We start from the raw sequence: 19,005 nt of genomic DNA on the forward strand, positions 1-19,005 counted from the left end.
AGCAATATCCTTGCTATGAATATTTTAAAAAAAACTTAATTTTTCTGTTTCAAAATAAGTATCATCACCTAAATAACGCTTTTTTAATACGTGTATTGTATATGGAAAAAATAATTATTTTTGCCTAGGAATAATTCCCACTCATGCAAATATATATGAAAATAATTATTAATACACTACTGATTCTTACTTGCTTTACACTTTTTTCTCAGTCGAAAAGATTGGACTTAAAATGGGACAATAATTTAGTAGAACAGGCGTTAGTTACGGATGATTTTGACGTGACTCGAATAGATAAAAATTTAACATTTGAAAGTGTTAATAATAAGTTAATTTACTCTTTAAAAGAGTTAAATATTCCGGTTGGTTCAAAAAATAATGTGCGAATAATACAAGTAAATTACGAGGATTTAGATCAAAGTTTACTCGGTGTAATTGAGAAAAGAAAGTACCAAGAGGAATTAAAAGTTCAAATTAAAACCGCTTATATAAATAATATACCTCAAAGTTATGTTTATTTTTCGCCTATTGTTTACAGTAATGGTGGGTTAAAACGTGTAAAATCACTAACCTATCTTGTAGAGAATCAAACCTCAACTCCTGTTTTGCAACCGCGTTTGTTTAATTCGAGTAGAAATTTAACCGCTAATGCGGTTTTAAAACAAGGAAATTGGTTCAAATTTGGGATAACTAAGACGGGTATTTACAAGTTGGATAAAAATTTTCTAAACCAATTGGGCATTCCGCAATCGGTTGATCCTCGTACAATTCAGATATATGGACAAGGGGGTAAAATGTTGCCTTTATTAAATCAATCGAATTATCCTACCGATTTACAGGAGAATAGTATATATGTACAAGGGGAAGCAAAGGGGACATTGGATAACGATGATTATATTTTATTTTATGCAACGGGGGTAGATCAATGGAATGAAGAAAGCTTAACGTATCAAAATTTATATGTAGACGAGGCCATTTATTTCATCACCTATGGCCAACAACAAGGACTGCGTATTTCAAATTATATAGAACCAACAGCTAGAGAAGTTGAGACGATTACAGAATTTGATGGCCAAGTATTTCATGAACAGGATTTGGTTAATATAGGTAAACTCGGTAGAAAATGGTTTGGCGAAGATTTTGGTTTGGTTAATGAACGCAGTTTTTCTTTGGAATTACTTCATTTAAAGACTAGTTCTCCCGTAACTTTTGGGGTGAATACCGCATCTAGTTCTTATGGAAATACCTCCTTTTCCTTTTCTTTGAATACTAGATATGTAGGGGGTGTTTCTTTTTTTCCTATCCGCAGTACAACGACAAAAGCATATGAGAGTTTTTTGGAAAAAGAAGAGTATTTGAATTCACCTTTTGTTGAGGTATCACTTACCTATCAGAATGGTGGCGTGCCTAATTCGAGAGGGTATTTGGATTATATAGAATTTCAATATACAGGTCTGCTACAAGGAGGAAATAAGCAATACCGATTTTCTAATGCGAAAACCAAAACAATAGAGGGAGTCATTCGTTGGAGTTTGACAAATACAACACAAGTGAATCGAATTTGGAATGTTACGGATATCGGTGCAATTAGTACAACTACAGTAGGCAATCAAAATCAATTTAGTTTTAAAACGCAGGGTGGAACGGAACAGTATTTCCAAATTGAAATACCAACGGATTATTATATGCCTAAATTAGTGAATAACAGTCGGGTACGCAATCAAGATCTAAAAGGAAATATCCGCGCCCAGGAAAGTATAGATTACCTTATTATTACCAATGAAGCGTTGCAACCTGCAGCAGAGCGATTAGCACAGTTTCACCGTCAGCACAGCCAACTAAATACGGTCGTTGTGCCCGTTGAGCAAATCTATAATGAGTTTTCATCCGGACAGCAAGATGGGGTTGCCCTTCGCAACTTTGTACGCTATGTGTATGCAAGTATGCAAGAAAAAGGAAGGGAATTAAAGTACCTTAATTTATTTGGGACAGGATCCTATGATTATAAGCAAAGAGTAGCGCAAAATACCAATATTGTACCCCTGCATTATGGGATGAGTAAATCAAAAAAGGCACAGAATAGCAATGCTAATTTTTCCATGTATACCACTTTTATGTCGGATGACTTTTATGGGTTATTAGATGAAGGAGAAGGGGATATGTATACTCTTGTTTTTGGGATTGATGTTACGGTAGGAAGAATGTTAGTTAAAAATTTGGATGAAGCGAATCAAGCCGTACAAAAAATCGTTTCCTATTATGGAGAGCAAGCGAAAGGACGATGGAAAAACAATTTAATCGCCATGGCAGATGATGTGGATAAAGAATCTGATTATGCGTTGCAAGTAGAAACGGACACGATTGTCAATCGAATTTTATCCCATAATCCTTTTTTCAATCCCAAGAAGATTTACCTCGATGCGTATATACAAGAAACTTCAGCAGGAGGAAATCGCTATCCACAAGCGCGATTAGATTTTTTAGAGGCTATTGAAAAAGGAGCTTTATTTGTTAATTATTTAGGACATGGTGGTGAAGATGGATTGGCACAAGAACGCGTTTTTACGATTGAAGATGCGCGAAAGTTAACCAATGAAAATAAATACCCCCTATTTTCTATTATCACTTGTGAATTTAGCCGATTTGACGATCCTCAATATATCAGTGGTGGTCAAGTTCTTTTTACCAATACCAAAGGGGGAGCCATTGCTTTAATAGGAACAACGCGTGAGATAGGCATTGATATAGGTCGACTTTTAAATCGAACGTATACCGATTTGTTTTTTGAACATTCAGCAACCTATTCCATGGCAGATGCTTTGCGCCATACTAAAAATGCCTATACGAATAGAGATAAAAACGTGGTTTCTTTTATTGGCGATCCTGCCTTAAAAATAGCTTTACCTCAATTGAAAGTTGTGCTCTCTCAGGTGAATGACCAGGACGTCAAAGCAACCGAAAACGAGCCTGTTAAGGCATTGGATTATGTGAAAATGAAAGGTGAAATACAAGATGAACAGGATAATCTAGTCGAATCATTCACGGGGAACTTAGCGGTTGAGATTTATGATAAATATTTGGATAAGAAAACCTTAGGTAATGATAATGTGACGCATAATGGAGCTCCCTATCTCATGGACTTTAAAACGTTAGGGGAAGTTGTTTTTAGAGGAAATGCCAGTGTGAAGAGTGGTGCTTTTTCTTTTGATTTTATTATGCCCAAAGATATTCGCCTAAATCAAGATAAAGGAAAAGTGAGTTTTTACTCTTTGAATAAAGACACTGAATATACAGGAAGTAATGGTGATTTGGTTATCGGCGGATTAAATGAAAATGCACCGAAAGATATTACACCACCAATGGCAAAACTATATATGGATAACGAATCTTTTGTATCTGGAGGTGCTACAGACAATAATCCTATATTTCTTGCGTTTGTTGAAGATGAAAGCGGTATTAATACGGCTAGTGGGATTGGACATGACATCGTGATAACCGTGGATGACAAAGAAGATAAGACGGTTATACTCAATGACTATTATGAAACCGAGTTGGATAATTTTAGAAAAGGAAAAGTAACGTATCAACTCAAGGATTTAGATCCTGGGATGCATACAATTCAATTCAAAGTTTGGGATGTTTACAATAATTTGACTACAACAGAAATACAATTTTTAGTTAAACAAGAGGAAGCATTAAAAATAGAACACGTCCTGAATTACCCCAACCCATTTGTCAGTTATACGGAGTTTTGGTTTACCCATAATCGACCTTTTGAACCTTTAGATGTTCAGGTACAAATTATGACCATTACGGGTAGAATTGTAAAAACAATCAATCAACAAATTGTAACAGAAGCCAATTTAAGTCGAGAGATACAATGGAATGGACGTGATGATTTTGGTGACCGAATCGGAAAGGGCGTCTATATTTACCGCTTGACCGTACGTTCTACACAGACGGGAAAAAAAGTCGAGAAAATAGAAAAATTAGTTATACTTTAGAAAACAATTATATTTGTATTATTTTATAAACACAACTGAATGAAAAATTTCACAGCATTAGTTTTATCTATATTAGGAGGGTCTACTTTGTATGCACAGAAAGATATACATCCCATAACCACAGGAGTTCCCTTTTTAACGATAGCCGCAGATGCACGATCTGCCGGTATGGGAGACATGGGAGTAGCGACTACTACAGATGCTTTTTCACAACAACACAATGCGTCAAAATATGCTTTTGCTAAGCTAGATCAAGGCTTTGCTATGAGTTATACACCTTATATGTCTAAGATATCAAGCGATATGTCATTGGCACAGATAAACTATTACAACAAGTACAACGATAGAAGTGCTTTTGCTATTGGTTTTCGCTATTTTGGAATGGGTGAAGTTACGTATAGAGAAGACTACAATAGTATTGGACAAACGTATAAACCGAGTGAATTTGCCATTGATGCATCGTATGCTTTGAAATTAAGCGAGAATTTCTCAGGAGCAGTAACCGGACGCTTTATTAATTCAAATTTAAAATTACCGGATACGGGAGATGGAGATAATAGCAGTGCAAGTACCTTTGCAGTTGATATCTCGGGGTTTTATCAATCGGATAGAATGCAGTTTGCTGATTTTGATGGGCGTTGGAGATTGGGTTTCAACCTTCAAAACTTAGGCCCTAAGATTAGTTATAGTGATCGACCAAATGGAGATTTCTTACCCGCTAATTTAAAATTAGGTGCAGGGTTTGATTTTATTCTGGATGATTACAATACGTTAACCTTAACCACAGAATTCAATAAGTTATTGGTTCCAACACCACCTTCAAATAACAATGATCCAGAAGAAATGCGTAAATACAACGATACGGGATGGTTCAAAGGGGTCTTCAAATCATTTGGAGATGCACCTGGTGGGTTCAGCGAAGAGATGAAAGAAATTGCGTGGTCTTTTGGAGCGGAATATTGGTATGACAATGTATTTGCTTTCCGTGCAGGTTACTTTAATGAAAATAAAAGTAAAGGAGCTAGACAATATGCAACGTTAGGAGCTGGATTTAAATACAGTATGGTAACCGTAGATTTATCTTATTTATTCTCTACGTCAAAAATCAATAATCCACTAGAAAATACACTGCGTTTCTCTTTGACTTTTGACTTAGGAAGAAAGACTTACCCTAGAGGATAGAAGCAAGAAAAGTATTATATTTGTAAAACAATCCAAACCGTTGAAGGTAAACAACGAGTTTGGATTTTTTATCTCTAATCGTTTGACTTATGAAAAAAGTAGAAGTGCTAACCACTTTCGTTGAATATGAATCAATTCACGAATTAGAACAACAAGACCAAAAACTGATGGAACAAGCCATAGGAATTAGAAAAAATGCTTATGCACCTTATTCTAAATTTCGTGTAGGTGCTGCTTTATTGTTAGAAGATGGGACTATTGTTTTAGGGTCTAACCAAGAAAATGCCGCTTTTCCTTCGGGATTATGTGCCGAACGTACCGCTATTTTTCAAGCAGGAGCACTATATCCACATCAAAGAATACTGAAAATTGCTATTTCAGCGACGTCAGACTTAAAAGTAACCAACCATCCGATTCCCCCGTGTGGTGCATGCAGACAAAGTATATTAGAATATGAAGTAAAACAAGCACAGCCCATCGAAATGTTCTTTATGGGAGCAGAGGGAATCGTGTGTTATTCTCCTTCTTTGCTTAATATGCTACCTTTTCATTTTGATGCAAAATCGTTGTAAAAAGAAAGGATACAAAAAAACAAATAATAAGTATAATAAGGTATAAAATATCAATATTTACTGCTTTGATTTAGAGATAATTACTTGTTTTAAAAAAAACGCACGCGAAGCATGGCATTATATCAAATAAATTATTAATTTTGATATGAAAAGGCGATGACACTAAAACTTCGCTTATAGGTCTTAAAAAAAGATAACCAAGACCTTTTGAATTTATAAAATGGACACATACCCCCAGATCATCACAATATTAGCTAACGTTACTATTGTTCCCGAAGAAATTTCAGTTGGTAAGTTATTGCTTACGTTATTCTTAGTATTCTTAAATGGATTTTTCGTTGCAGCAGAGTTTGCAATTGTAAAGGTAAGAACCTCACAAATTGAAATACATCAAGAATTAAACTCTAAAGTAGCAGGTGTTGCAAAAAATATTGTAGTGAATCTAGATGCTTATTTAGCAGCCACACAATTAGGAATTACCTTAGCTTCATTAGGATTAGGTTGGGTTGGAGAAAGTTCATTGACTCCCGTTATCATGAGGATGTTTGAATTATTTGGCATGACAGGGCCGGAGTGGTATTCCATAGCAAAAAGCATTTCATTTCCAATAGCATTCGCTATTATTACTATTTTACATATTGTGTTTGGTGAGTTGGCTCCAAAGTCAATTGCTATTCATTTTCCAACTAAAACAACATTCTCAATCGCTTTGCCATTGCGCGTGTTTTATTTTGTTTTCAGACCAATTATTTGGATGATGAACGGATTGGCAAATAGTATTTTGCGTATGATGGGAATTGTACCTATACACGGTTCTGATATTCACACAGAAGAAGAATTGAAAATGATTATCACAGAAAGTCAAGCGGGTGGAGCAATCGAAGAAACGGAAAGACTTTTGATTCAAAATGTTTTTGAATTTGATGATCGACGCGTAAATAATATTCAAACCCTGCGTAAAAATGTTTCAGCAATTGAAATTCATACCAGTGTAAAAGAAGCCATTGATTACGCTATTTCAGAAGGGTATTCTCGTTTTCCTGTTTACGATGATTCACTAGATGATATCAAAGGAGTTATTTATACCAAAGATTTAATGAAGGCGATGATTAAGGAAAATGAAGATGTAGCGTTGGCCTCTTTAATGCGAGAACCAATCTATATTTCTGAAAATGCGCTGATTAAAAATGTCTTAAAACAATTTCAAGCCAAGCACTTACAAATGGCAATTGCAACTAATGAAGTAGGTGAATTTACTGGAATTGTTACTATGGAAGATATTTTGGAAGAATTGGTAGGTGAAATTCAGGATGAGTACGACAATGAAGAACCTGCTGTAGTATCCATTGGTCAAGGCGTTTATATGGTAAGTGCGCATTATAATATTTCTGATATTAACCGATTATTGCCTATTAAATTTGATGAAAGTGAACACTACGATACGTTAGCTGGATTGATTGGTGAAGTTTGCCCAGAACAAGAATTAAAAGAAGGGGATGCCATCAACTTAGAGCATTATACGGGTGAAGTGATTAATATGTATCGAAATTCAGTGGAGACAGTAAAGCTTACACTAAAAGACGAATACCTAGAAGAAATTGCACAAAGCTAGATTATAGTTTAATTGTATGACCTTATAACCTAGGTGTAAAAGATAAAAATTAAAAGGATGTCCCCAAAGACATCCTTTTTTTTGTGTATGTTTATGTTTCATCCTGAGATAACGCTTGCTTTTTGTATATTGCTTTTTCAAGACGGGGCATTCTTAAAAGAAAAACCAAGCGTTGAGTAGCTTGGTTTTTATATTATAATTCAATAATATCAAAATTGTGTTCTAAAGGCTTTAATTGTATCAATAACTTTTGGATGAGTGCGTCTCCCGCTTCTTGATAAAATTGCGCAAAATTGTAATAGCGCTCTTGTAAGCTATGCTTTGGAAAGAGTTCCAATTGAATAGCCATAATTCGATCCAATAGCTCCTTGTTTTTTCGTTTTTCCGCTTTTTGCAATCGTTTTTCTAAATGATCAAGTCCCTTAATCTGCTTTTTTTCTTGGGCATTAACGGCTCCTATAAACGAAGCATCTGTTTGTTGTGCAAGGTTTCTCAATTTTTCAAATTGCTGATTTAAGATAAGACGTTGAGCCTGAAAATCAAAGGAAACATTAGATAATGCTGCTGATTTGGTATTCAGTAATACATCCGAAGGTAAGAAAATATCGGACCAAGACAACTGTAACTTATCCATTTTTTTGATTTGTTTTTCTGTTGCCAAAAGGACTGAATTTCTCAATAACAACATAGGAAAATCAACTTGGTGTAAATCAAATACAGGTTTTAATTGTAGCCAATAGGCCAGTTCTCCTCCACCTCCAATATAGCAGAGATTAGGTAAAATGGTTTCTTGATACAACGGACGTAAGATAACATTTGGACTGAAATTTTCAGGGTGATTTTTTAATTCTTCGAGTATATCTTCTTTACTAAATGAAAGGGCTGTATTATTTATTTTGTAACGATTGTTTTCCCAAATAATTCGCTCGCGAAGATTATCTTGAATGTAAAATAAGTTAATATCGCGTGGCGTTACTTGTACAAAATATTCTTGTAGAATCGGATATGTTTTTTCTACTTCTTGAATTGCATTTTGATGGAGTAGTTCTTCTTGTATAGAGGGAGTGAAAATAGCTTTGAGTTTAGGGTCATCTCCATCAACAATAACTAAACCATAAGTGGCAAATAAAGCATTGGCTAGGTATCTAGTAGCCTCTGCTAAATTGGCGTGCTTTAAATAACTCTCTTCAAATAGTTCTTTGAGTTTTTTGGCGTTATCTCCAGCATTGAGTTGTCCTTTAAAAACGTCAAAAACTTTATCTAAAGTAGCGGTACTTAAACGTCCTACAGGTCCTTTGCTTTCCTGATCCCAACAGATTTTTTTATCTTGGAAATAGAAGTGATTAATTTCTTCAAAATCGTGGTCTTCTGTTGCCATCCAGTATACTGGAACGAATTTTTGATTGGGGTATTTTTGGTTTAATTCAACCGTTAAGTTAATAGCGGAAACAATTTTATACAAAAAATACAACGGTCCAGTAAATAAATTCAATTGATGACCAGTTGTGATAGTAAAGGTATTTTCCCCTTTTAATAAGGCTAGATTGTGTTTGGTCTCCTCAGATAATTCCGTGTTTTTATATTGTTCTACTAAGGCAGTGTGTAATACAGCACGTGTTTCGCTTGAATAGCTTTTTGCTTTTGCTTCTATTTGCTTTTTGAAATTATCAAGCGTAGGGAATTGGTTGTATAGCGGTTTTAATTTTTCCGCTTGGTTGAGGTAATCAACCATCAATTGAGAAAAATAACCTGAGTTTTGAAATGTAATACTTGGTATAGTCATACGTAACTATGTCGATTAGAAAGTTTGTTTTAAAAAAAAGCTTTACTACTAAGGTAGTAAAGCTTTTTTAGCAAAGTAAAAATACGGTTTTATTTCAAATATTAATAGATTAATTCAATCCATCCCGTATAAACTCCTGTAATTCCTTCAAAGTAATACCAATACGTTCCACTAGGAAGTTTGGTATTGCTCTTAGATGACTGGCCATGCCATTGGTTGGCATAGCCTCCTGTTTTTTTATAAACTTCAACCCCATAGCGGTTGAATATTTTTACATTAATTACACCATAAGGTGTTAAATCCCAAGAATCATTAATCCCATCCCCATTTGGAGAGATTCCTTTAGAAATGATACAACCTTCGGTGGTAATGGTAAAGCTATCTTCAAAAGAACAATCATTTAATACGGGGTGACCGTATTCTTTTTTGGCGTAGATAAATAGTGTTTTAGGACCGTAAAAAATACTTTCAAGGGTGTTTGGCTTAATTGAATTTCCTTGTTTATTAGGTTCAAAATAATAGGTATACCCTTCTGGTAAATCAGGAAGTTTAAAAGGCAGACATTCTGTATTGAGCTGATCTTCCATTCTAAATCTAGGAATTGCATCTAATCGAATTTCAGAAGTGATAAAACAACCGTTCTTATCAGTTATTTTTACCGTGATTGTTTGTTCTTGGTAATAGGGAACCTTGTAATTTATTGTATTTTCTATTTCATTTCTGTCCTCTTTTGCATCTTCAGCTGTCATGAAAAATTGTAAAGTATAGGGCTCTGGATCTTTGCCATTGAGTAAGGTGCTAATGGTAGTATTGAGGTTGTAATTTAGACCTGTTTCAGCTTCGATAGCACAAAGTTCAGAATAAGTAAATGAAGTAGTTTGAACATCAATAGCGTTGACAATTAATTTTAAAGGAATCTCTATGGGACACTTCTTGTTAATGGTCATGTGAATCGTAAGCGTTGTACTTCCAGATTCATAGCTGCGTGGTCGATCTATTTGACGTAGAGTATCATTGAAAGGTTCAAAATAAGTAAAAGCAATTGTACCTATGTTCTGTTCATTGAGCTTGGTTTCAAATTGAGTCAAGTCAAAAGTAGCTACCTTGGTCTTGTCTTTTATTTTTTCATAGCAAAGTGCATATTCTAATTTTTTTACTGGAATTTTCGGCGTTTCATTTGTAATTAAGGTTATTACCATGGTTTTAAAATAAATGCCATTTGCTCTTTTAAAACGGGCGAAAATTTTCTTTGGACTATCCGCAAGTGTTACAGTATACGGAGAAGCTAATACATTTGTTGCAAGTGGATTTCTTGCATCAGCAGCAGATTCAAAAAAATCAATAGTAAAGGTTTGATTGATATTGTTGATCTCTTGTCTGATAGCTTCTAGATCAAAGATTTCTTTATTATCATAGTCTACATCACATTGTTCATAGGTTTTTTCTGTTAGCTCGCAATTTAGCACCGCATCTCCACCAAAAGATAAAGTAAATCCTGCATCTGTTTGCGAAAATCGATTGACTGCGATAAGAATTCCATCTCCAGGTTGAACGTCATAGTATCGCACAAAACCGGGTCTCGTTGCCGAGCCTCCTGTAATTGGACCTGCACCAGGAATTTCACATAACATCGTTTCTGTTAAGGATAATCCAATGGCATATTGTCTAACGCCAACACCATCGTTTTGGGAGCCCCGATCGGAAGGACCCAGATTTTCGAAATTGGGGTTTTGCCAGGAAGCGAAATCATAATCAACCGCAGCTTGAGGGGTGATTGTAAAGGTAAAAGTCGTACCTGATTTTATTTCTACATAAAATAAGGTGAGTGAGCTTGTTAAAGGACTAAAGGGGCCACAGGAAGTTCTCAATGTGGTGTAGTTCGTACCTTGAGGGGTTTGTCCTACAATTTGTTGATTAGAACATATTACTATCACATCATCAGGATTTATCCTTTGGCCAAATATTAAATTAGATGTAAATAGCAAGATTAATAGTAAAATATGTTTCATAAGTTGATTTTTTTAAGGTGAACTAATTGTAAATATAAGTTAAAATTAACTTAAATTAAATGATTGAATAGATTAAATTTTAAAATACTATTTATAGTAAAAAAATGTAGGTAATTTTGTTTTCTAAATTATTTAGGGTGCAAACGACAATTACGGTAATTACTCCGCCTTTCACACAGCTGAATACACCATATCCAGCAACAGCTTATATCAAAGGTTTTTTGAATACTTTGGATATTTCCTGTTGCCAAAGTGACTTGGGCATAGAAGTTATTCTAAAACTTTTTAGCAAACAGGGACTGGTTCGTCTTTTTGATCATATCCATGCGGTTGTTGACGAAGTCAATGGCAATACGCATCGAATGTTAGCTTTAGAAAAGGAATATATAACAACAATTGATCCAGTTATTAAGTTTTTGCAAGGAAAAAATCCAACATTTGCTCATACAATAATAAAAGACGATTTTTTGCCAAGAGCATCTCGATTTGAAGCTTTAGAAGAATTGGAATGGGCCTTTGGCTCGATGGGAATTCAAGATAAAGCCAAGCATTTAGCTACTTTGTATCTGGAAGATATTGCTGATTTAATTGTTGATACTATTGATCCACATTTTGGTTTTAGTCGTTATGCCGAGCGATTGGGGAGATCCGCTCATACCTTTGATGAGTTGTATGCATCGCTTCAGCAACCGTTGACCTTTATTGATGAATTGACGATAGAGTTACTAGAGCAAATCATTGCAAAATCCAATCCAAAAATAGTTGGATTTTCTGTTCCTTTTCCAGGAAATTTGTACAGTGCTTTTCGTTGTGCTCAATGGATTAAAAAACAGCATCCTACTATAAAAATTACTATGGGTGGTGGTTATCCTAATACCGAACTTCGTTCTTTAAAGGATGTTAGAGTATTTGAGTTTTTTGATTTTATTACCTTAGACGATGGAGAAGCTCCCTTAGAGAATTTAATTTTATATGTTGAAGGAAAAATAGCTCAAGAGGAATTAAAACGCACTTTTGTTTGTAAGGATGGAGCAGTTTTGTATATCAATAACCCATTAAAACGCGATTACAAACAAGCAGAAGTGGGTACACCTGATTATTCGGATTTAAAACTAGATGGCTATATTTCAGTTATCGAAGTGGTTAACCCTATGCATCGCATGTGGAGTGATGGCCGTTGGAATAAGCTAACTATGGCACACGGTTGTTATTGGGGAAAATGTACGTTTTGTGATATTAGTTTGGACTATATTAAAGTATATGAGCCCGTTGCTGCTAAGTTAATTGTCGATCGAATGGAAACCTTGGTGGAACAAACAGGAGAAACGGGGTTTCATTTTGTAGATGAAGCAGCACCACCTGCTTTGATGCGAGAAGTCGCTTTAGAAATCATACGCCGAAATTTAACAGTTTCCTGGTGGACGAATATCCGTTTTGAGAAGAGCTTTAGTCGCGATCTGTGTTTGTTATTAAAAGCTTCGGGATGTATTGCTGTCTCAGGGGGACTAGAAGTTGCATCAGATCGCTTGTTGAAATTGATTGATAAAGGGGTAACCGTTGAACAAGTAGCACGTGTAAATCGAAATTTTACAGAAGCTGGAATTTTAGTTCACGCTTATCTTATGTATGGTTTTCCTACCCAAACCGCACAAGAAACCATAGACAGTCTAGAAATGGTACGTCAACTTTTTGAAGCGGGTATTATGCAATCTGGGTTTTGGCATCAATTTGCGATGACAGCACATTCACCCGTAGGAATGAATCCTGATGAATATAAAGTAATTGCTCAGAAAAAAGAAGAAAGTACATTTGCTAATAATGATGTTCCTCATGTTGAAATGAGCGGAGCAACACACGATAAGTTTTCCTTTGGTTTGAAGAAATCGTTATTCAATTATATGCATGGTATGTGCTTTGATTGGCCGTTGAATGACTGGTTTGACTTTAAAGTACCTCGTACTTCCATTCAACCCAATTATATTGCTTCGTGTTTACAAGAGGTACTGTTGCCTATCTATAGAAGTAATCAAAAAGTTGTTTGGTTGGGAACTTATCCTTATAAAGAATATTTCTCTAAAAAGAAAAAGGGGCAAGTACGCGAAATGGTCAATCTTGTCTTTTATACAAAAAGCGATACACTTACGATTAGTCTTGATCAAGAAGAAGGCGATTGGTTTGCTGCGTTTATTGAAGAATTAAAAGGAAGCTCAACACAAACCAAGACGTATCAGGAGATGAAAACTAGTTTTGAAACGACTTGTACGACAGATTTTGAATTGTTTTGGTATTCAAAGTCTGCCCGACAACTTCGTGAAATAGCTCTATTAGTAGTATAAAAGAGTGGATACTTGAATTAGTTGCGTTTGTCAAATCGATATAAGCGATACTCAACCCATATAATAACAAGCAGTACTCCTATTCCAAGAGTTGTGCCTTCAACGGGTTTAAAATTGGAAGAGGGTACTATAGAAAAATAGAATAAAAGACTATTTACGAGGAGTATCCCTCCTAATAGAAGTATAGCCGTACCACTTAATTTTTGCGCTAAGTCCCAGTTGGTTTGATTTTTCATACTTCTTGGAGTACGATACCCAACTGGACCTATGGTTTTGTACTGAGGAAGTATAAATCCGAGGGCTATAAAAATAAAGGGCAGAATGAAATAAGAGATAAAAGTATCAAGCATAAGAAAAGTAATTAGTGGTTTAAAATAAAGGTTGACAACGTTGAAACCAAGGCAGGATGTAAAGGAAATGAAGGATCTCCGTAACTTTTCAGATTGTCTTCTTCCTTGTCTATTTGTTTCAATACGTGATTCATGTTTTGTAGCGTAATTCTTTTCGCTTTGGGATTTGCTTGTTGTAATAAATCCCCTTGTTTGATAGATACTTGTAAATCTTTATCGCCATCAATAAGAAGCGTCGGTTGCTTTGTTTTTTGAATTTCGAGACTCGGATCGTATTTCATCCAGGATATTAAATACGGCTGTACACTAGGGCGGTATAACGCTTGTAAGAAGGAAGGAACCTTTTCAACAAGTACCCCTTTTTTTAAGGTTTGATTGATGGTATTAACTTGCTCTCCTAAAGCAGGAAATTGTTTGGTCACTTGTTCATAAATGATTTTATCAGCCGATTCTCCTGGGCCTTGTAGTGCAATATACTTCGTAACCTTAGAATTCGTATTGGCTACAAGATTGGCTATTAAAGCGCCTTCGCTGTGCCCTATTAAAGTGATGTTAGGGTATTGAGTAGCAAAATAATTGACAATTAATATTAAATCAGTAACCCCATCATCGAAACGCGTCTCTTCTTCTTTTACTTGATTCGCTTTTAGTTGGGCAATGATTCGCTTGTCATACGTAAAGACATCGATTGATTTTGTTGCTAATGCAAATGCTAATTGTTTGTATGAATCACCTTTTAATCCCATATAGCTATTGCCATTTCTATTCGTTGGACCCGAACCGGGTACGATAATGGCTAGGTTATCACTGCTGGTAGCTGTAGTATATAGATCTCCAAGGAGTTGAGGTTCAATTTCGATTTCTTTTATCGATGGCGATTGAGCAAAACCCAATGCTACAGTTAATAAAAAAAAAATAAAGTGTAGTAATGCTTTCATGTTAATATAAATTGGATAATAAATGAGTTAATAAATTCGCACTAAATAGCTTTGTTTTGAGTGTGAGATATAAAAGGGTTTAGTATATTATCTTCGATACAAATCAAATAAATCCTGGTTAATAGCAGTAAACAAGTAGTTTAGAAACTCCTTCCGCAGCTAATACAGCTACAAGTAAGAGCACTAAGTGAGAGGCTTTTTTAGCATTCGTAGCATTCTTATATCCGTTGTAGATTAAAAATCCCATGATTACCAGAGCACCAAGAGCAAGAAGAGCTCCTCCTCCTAGTACAAGGAGATTGATAAGGGGAAGTTCTTTGATTGCTAATGGATTGTCTAAATGATTCACGATGTATTCTGTTGTTTCTTTGTTAATGCCTCCTATATTGGTTAGTAAGGTAAAATAAAGGGGAATACGGCAAATCAAGGCCACATTAAGGAGGTCAATGATACGCGCTTTGGTCGGTTGTAAAAGAGAGAGTAGATAGAAAAATAAAGTTAGACAAAGCGTATTAATACCATTATCTAAAAAAGGTTGGTACCACTGTATGTGATTGGTTAGATGCATATCTAATACGCCATCAAATCGCGTATGCGTTAAGAAAGCGAAAATTGAAGCGAGTAGTAATAGAAAGAGGCCTATCAAAAAGAGTTGTTTTTCTTGTATTATTTCAAAGGGTCTTAGCATTGCATTTTTCATGATAATTAGTTTGGTTGGGTCGGTAAGTTAGGTTATTGATTTTGTAATTTTTTAATGTGTTCAATCATATCATCTAATTTATTTCTCACGGTTGGATAACTGATATTCATTTGTTGTGCCATTTGTTTTAAACTGCCACTGTAGAGAAAAAATTGAAGGATAAAATCTTGTTCTTCTTGTGTTAATTGTGATAAGAGGGGAAGATCAAATTGACCACTTACAACTGTTTCACAGCTTTCACAAGCAAGTTGAGTGACGTGAAGTTTAGTGTTACAACTTGGACATTGCGTTGGTAATTTATGTTTTGTTTTCAATTATTTCAGTTTTGTTTAATTCAAATTTAATAAAATTAAAATAATGTTCACTAAAATTTATTTTAATTCTTTTAACATAAAACGTATATCTATCAAGTAGCTTGTAAAATCTTTACTCATTCCCGTTTTTTATCCTTCAATAAAAAATCAATTGATTAGTTATATCTTCAAAGTAGACTTTTATATCAAATAAATCGTTGTAGTTACCAGCTGTAGGTTCGGACATGGCGAGAGGTAAACCTTGACGATCTGTAAAGTATAAAGAATTCGTTGTTTTACCTTTTTTCCTACCCTGATAGGTAACTTGTTCTCCTCTTCTTAAAGCTGTTGAATGACTTCCATCTAAATCTCCACTTGACAAATCAATAGGAGATTTATTCTTTTTTAATAGTTCAGTCCAACAAGATTGCCATACACCTGCCTTTGACCAATTGCGAAAATGGACAAATCCTGTTTTATGGCTTAATACTTTATCACTAAACAAGGTTAGGACTGGTACATAACTCTACTGAATACTTGTTTTAGTTTATAGAATATAGCATTAACTATTTCATAAAGTGCGACTTTTGATTTTGAACCTCTTTTTGGAAATGGTAAATGTGGACTATATCTAATTCTATACTATCTATGTGGAGTACTTGGTACACCGGGTTTTAGGTTTTGTTTGTTTAGCGACACAAATGGCTATGCCCCCTTCTTTATGTTACAAAAGTCAAGACGACTTCTATATAAATTTACATGTCAATTAGTTATTTTTTCAATAAAAAAAAGGATTATCTGAACTTCAGATAATCCTTTTTATATTAATGAAAGTAAAAGAATATTTTGATTAAAAAAAACCTCTTTCTTGTCTAGTAGTATTGATTTAAAGCAAAGAAAATATTTTTGACTGTTGTAATCGTTCGCACAAGAAAGAGGAAATAATAATAATTGAAATTATTTTCTACGATAGTTTTCGTTGATTTTTTGACTTACTTTTTCCAGTACAGATTCTGTATGGACGATTGTATATAAAACACAAAAAATATTTGCAGTAATCATAAGCGCTTGTTGCGTGTGTTCCGCATAGTCAAATTGCGTTAAGGTATAGTTTAAACAAATTAAAAATAGACTTGCTGCAATCAGAGATGAACTACTTATTCTTTGAGCAATTCTCCAGTGTTTATCATCTTTTAGTGCATTATGACTTCTATATCCTAGTATGTGTACTTGTTTAAAATGGAACAGAAGATTGATAAAACCTATAATTCCAAGGAGTATAGGGAATATGTATAGAATAGTCATAAGTTAAAGTTTTTTAGTTGGTTTTGGTATTTGCTAAAATAAACAAAAAATTAACTTAAACTTAATATTGAATTTTAAAATATAAGAATTGCGGGTTTTTTAGTATTTTGTATTGTAATAGTTGTTTTGTTTGGGTATTTTTCATTATTACTTGATTTAAGTGTGGATTATTTAATAAAATCAAATTAAAATTAGAGTATTTCTTTTTGAATTTGATAAAATGAGGTACGGTAAGAGCCTAAAAAAGCCCACTTGTAAGAAGTGAGCTTTACTATAACGGGTTGAAATGGTTTAATTTACAATTTTAAAACTTGGTGCATAAATCTCTCTACTTCTGCAGAAGCAAAGTCAGCCCCACCTACAATACGCTGAATCATATTTCCTTTTTTATCAAAGATGATAGTCGTTGGAATAGAAGAGCCTAAATAGGTATTTGATATTGCTTCGGCAGGCGTGTAAATAGGAAGATCTAAATTTTTCTTATCCATAAAAGCTTTTGCTTTATCGTATTTTCCATCGACATCTACGAGTAGAAAAACAACATCTTTGCCTTTCATTTTGTCTTTTAACGTTTGGATAGAAGGCATTTCTTTGATACATGGAGGACACCAAGTTGCCCAAAAATTGACAAATACAACTTTTCCTTGAAGGGAACTCAAAGAAACTTTGTTTCCATCAGCATCTAGAAAAATAGCATCAGTAGTTTGAGTATTTACAGTTGGTGTATTTTTTTGTTGTGCAAAGGAGCTATTAATTCCTAGAGCAAGCATTAGAGCTGAAGCTAAAATACGGCGTTTAAATTTTTGTGCTAGTTGCATAATAAAGTGTTTAATTGGTTGTGTTTTTTAAATCTTCTGTAGGTTCATTGATAAGTAAGTCAGATTTATGTAATGTCCCAAAAATTTCGGTAATTGTATCCAATTGTATCCCCAATTCAATAGGTATTCGAGTCAACGTATTAGCTGTACTTTTTGTTAGGACAAAGGTACCCGATTGGGTGACTAATATATTTTTGGTAGCAACCCAAAAAGTTTCTATTTGGCGTTGTAAGTTTAGTTTTACTTGTGCATAATCTCCTCCTTTTAATTTTTGACCTTTATTGTCTAAATCAAATTCTAAAAGTAAAGATCGATCTTGTTGATTTAATAAACCCGAAGTTCTAGAAAGAGGAACCGTAAATTGTTCTCCTGGCTGAGAGCTAATAGTAAAAGTAGCTGTTGTTGATTCGGAAATAGCATTTACGTGTTTTTCAGGGATGGAAACAGTTAAACGTAACTTGTCATTTTGTGCCATTTCAAAAATAGGAGGATTACCGTTCGGACCCACTAAAGAACCAGTAGAGAGATTTCGATGAGTAATGATGCCATCAAAAGGAGCAAGAATACGCAAGTAATTTTGTAGCTGATAGGCTTGTGACGTACTTGCCTTCGCAGATTCAAAAGCGGATTTTGCACTTTGCATTGCACTTTGCGCGCGTTCTAATTCAATTTGAGCTACAGCTCCGGTTGTTCTTGAAGCCTCTACTAATCGATCATACACCTGTTTGGCTAAAATATAATCGCTGTATACCTTATCTTGGATAGATTGATCTGATAAAGCCCGTTGGTTCATCTCGGGCGCTTCTAACAGAGCAAGTAACTGCCCTTTTTTTACAAAATCTCCACGGTCAACATACAGTTGTTTGATGAAACCAGAAACTTTGGCATGCAGAGCTACTTGTTCATAGGGTTTTATTTCTCCAGGTACAGTGATTGTATACGTTGGTTTTAATACTTGTATGGGAGAAGTACTCCATGCCACTGCGGTAGGTTTTTCGATTAGTTTGGTTTCTATAGAGGTATTATCCTTACAAGCTGTCAGTACAAATACAGAACTTCCTAGTACAGCTAGAGATAAAATAAAATAATGTTTCATAATTGAG

15 protein-coding genes are annotated in these 19,005 nt (G+C 34.6%); 5 read left to right on the forward strand and 10 right to left on the reverse strand.

Annotated features, from left to right (window positions below; translation table 11 throughout):
• The first annotated feature begins 155 nt into the window (after window positions 1-155).
• The 4 genes from porU to ACMHJ2_RS15790 all read left to right on the forward strand — a co-directional run bounded on the left by porU (window position 156) and on the right by ACMHJ2_RS15790 (window position 7,370).
• Window positions 156-4,004, forward strand: coding sequence for a type IX secretion system sortase PorU (gene porU / locus ACMHJ2_RS15775; protein ID WP_413513825.1), 3,849 nt, complete (start codon window positions 156-158; stop codon window positions 4,002-4,004).
• A 39-nt stretch (window positions 4,005-4,043) separates the two neighbouring features.
• The gene (gene porV, locus ACMHJ2_RS15780) at window positions 4,044-5,186 is read left to right on the forward strand and encodes a type IX secretion system outer membrane channel protein PorV (protein WP_413513826.1); all 1,143 of its coding nucleotides are present in this window, start codon (window positions 4,044-4,046) and stop codon (window positions 5,184-5,186) included.
• A gap of 89 nt (window positions 5,187-5,275) precedes the next feature.
• A complete protein-coding gene (locus tag ACMHJ2_RS15785) occupies window positions 5,276-5,758 on the forward strand; it encodes a cytidine deaminase (RefSeq protein ID WP_413513827.1) in 483 nt (160 codons plus the stop codon).
• A 220-nt stretch (window positions 5,759-5,978) separates the two neighbouring features.
• Entirely contained in the window at window positions 5,979-7,370 is a 1,392-nt protein-coding gene (locus ACMHJ2_RS15790; RefSeq protein WP_413513828.1) for a hemolysin family protein, read from the forward strand.
• Between the two features lie 193 nt (window positions 7,371-7,563).
• On the opposite strand, the gene bshC is transcribed toward ACMHJ2_RS15790, so the two are convergent.
• On the reverse strand, window positions 7,564-9,153 hold the full coding sequence (bshC, locus tag ACMHJ2_RS15795; RefSeq protein WP_413513829.1) for a bacillithiol biosynthesis cysteine-adding enzyme BshC: 1,590 nt from the start codon (window positions 9,151-9,153) through the stop codon (window positions 7,564-7,566).
• 101 nt (window positions 9,154-9,254) lie between these two features.
• Window positions 9,255-11,162 carry a gliding motility-associated C-terminal domain-containing protein gene (locus ACMHJ2_RS15800; protein WP_413513830.1) on the reverse strand — a complete coding sequence of 636 codons (1,908 nt, stop codon included), beginning with the start codon at window positions 11,160-11,162 and terminating at the stop codon, window positions 9,255-9,257.
• 137 nt (window positions 11,163-11,299) lie between these two features.
• On the opposite strand from ACMHJ2_RS15800, the gene ACMHJ2_RS15805 reads away from it, so the two are divergent.
• On the forward strand, window positions 11,300-13,498 hold the full coding sequence (locus ACMHJ2_RS15805; RefSeq protein WP_413513831.1) for a B12-binding domain-containing radical SAM protein: 2,199 nt from the start codon (window positions 11,300-11,302) through the stop codon (window positions 13,496-13,498).
• A 17-nt stretch (window positions 13,499-13,515) separates the two neighbouring features.
• Here ACMHJ2_RS15805 and ACMHJ2_RS15810 read toward each other — a convergent pair whose 3' ends face one another.
• The 8 genes from ACMHJ2_RS15810 to ACMHJ2_RS15845 all read right to left on the reverse strand — a co-directional run bounded on the left by ACMHJ2_RS15810 (window position 13,516) and on the right by ACMHJ2_RS15845 (window position 18,998).
• Window positions 13,516-13,848: an SdpI family protein gene (locus ACMHJ2_RS15810; protein WP_413513832.1), complete on the reverse strand. Its 333-nt coding sequence runs from the start codon at window positions 13,846-13,848 to the stop codon at window positions 13,516-13,518.
• A gap of 11 nt (window positions 13,849-13,859) precedes the next feature.
• Window positions 13,860-14,786 (reverse strand): alpha/beta hydrolase, encoded by a 927-nt coding sequence (locus ACMHJ2_RS15815; protein WP_413513833.1) that lies wholly within the window; start codon window positions 14,784-14,786, stop codon window positions 13,860-13,862.
• 118 nt (window positions 14,787-14,904) lie between these two features.
• On the reverse strand, window positions 14,905-15,486 hold the full coding sequence (locus tag ACMHJ2_RS15820) for a hypothetical protein (protein ID WP_413513834.1): 582 nt from the start codon (window positions 15,484-15,486) through the stop codon (window positions 14,905-14,907).
• 32 nt (window positions 15,487-15,518) lie between these two features.
• Complete coding sequence (locus tag ACMHJ2_RS15825; RefSeq protein WP_413513835.1) at window positions 15,519-15,800, reverse strand: DUF2089 domain-containing protein; 282 nt, start codon at window positions 15,798-15,800, stop codon at window positions 15,519-15,521.
• Between the two features lie 136 nt (window positions 15,801-15,936).
• The gene (locus ACMHJ2_RS15830; RefSeq protein WP_413513836.1) at window positions 15,937-16,284 is read right to left on the reverse strand and encodes a hypothetical protein; all 348 of its coding nucleotides are present in this window, start codon (window positions 16,282-16,284) and stop codon (window positions 15,937-15,939) included.
• A gap of 452 nt (window positions 16,285-16,736) precedes the next feature.
• Window positions 16,737-17,084: an SdpI family protein gene (locus ACMHJ2_RS15835; protein ID WP_413513837.1), complete on the reverse strand. Its 348-nt coding sequence runs from the start codon at window positions 17,082-17,084 to the stop codon at window positions 16,737-16,739.
• Between the two features lie 296 nt (window positions 17,085-17,380).
• Window positions 17,381-17,902, reverse strand: a complete 522-nt coding sequence (locus ACMHJ2_RS15840) for a TlpA family protein disulfide reductase (protein ID WP_413513838.1) — start codon at window positions 17,900-17,902, stop codon at window positions 17,381-17,383.
• A 10-nt stretch (window positions 17,903-17,912) separates the two neighbouring features.
• Window positions 17,913-18,998: an efflux RND transporter periplasmic adaptor subunit gene (locus ACMHJ2_RS15845; protein ID WP_413513839.1), complete on the reverse strand. Its 1,086-nt coding sequence runs from the start codon at window positions 18,996-18,998 to the stop codon at window positions 17,913-17,915.
• Window positions 18,999-19,005: the final 7 nt, after the last annotated feature.

Source organism: Myroides odoratus (assembly GCF_965118575.1).
In the GTDB taxonomy this organism is placed as follows: domain Bacteria; phylum Bacteroidota; class Bacteroidia; order Flavobacteriales; family Flavobacteriaceae; genus Flavobacterium; species Flavobacterium odoratum_B.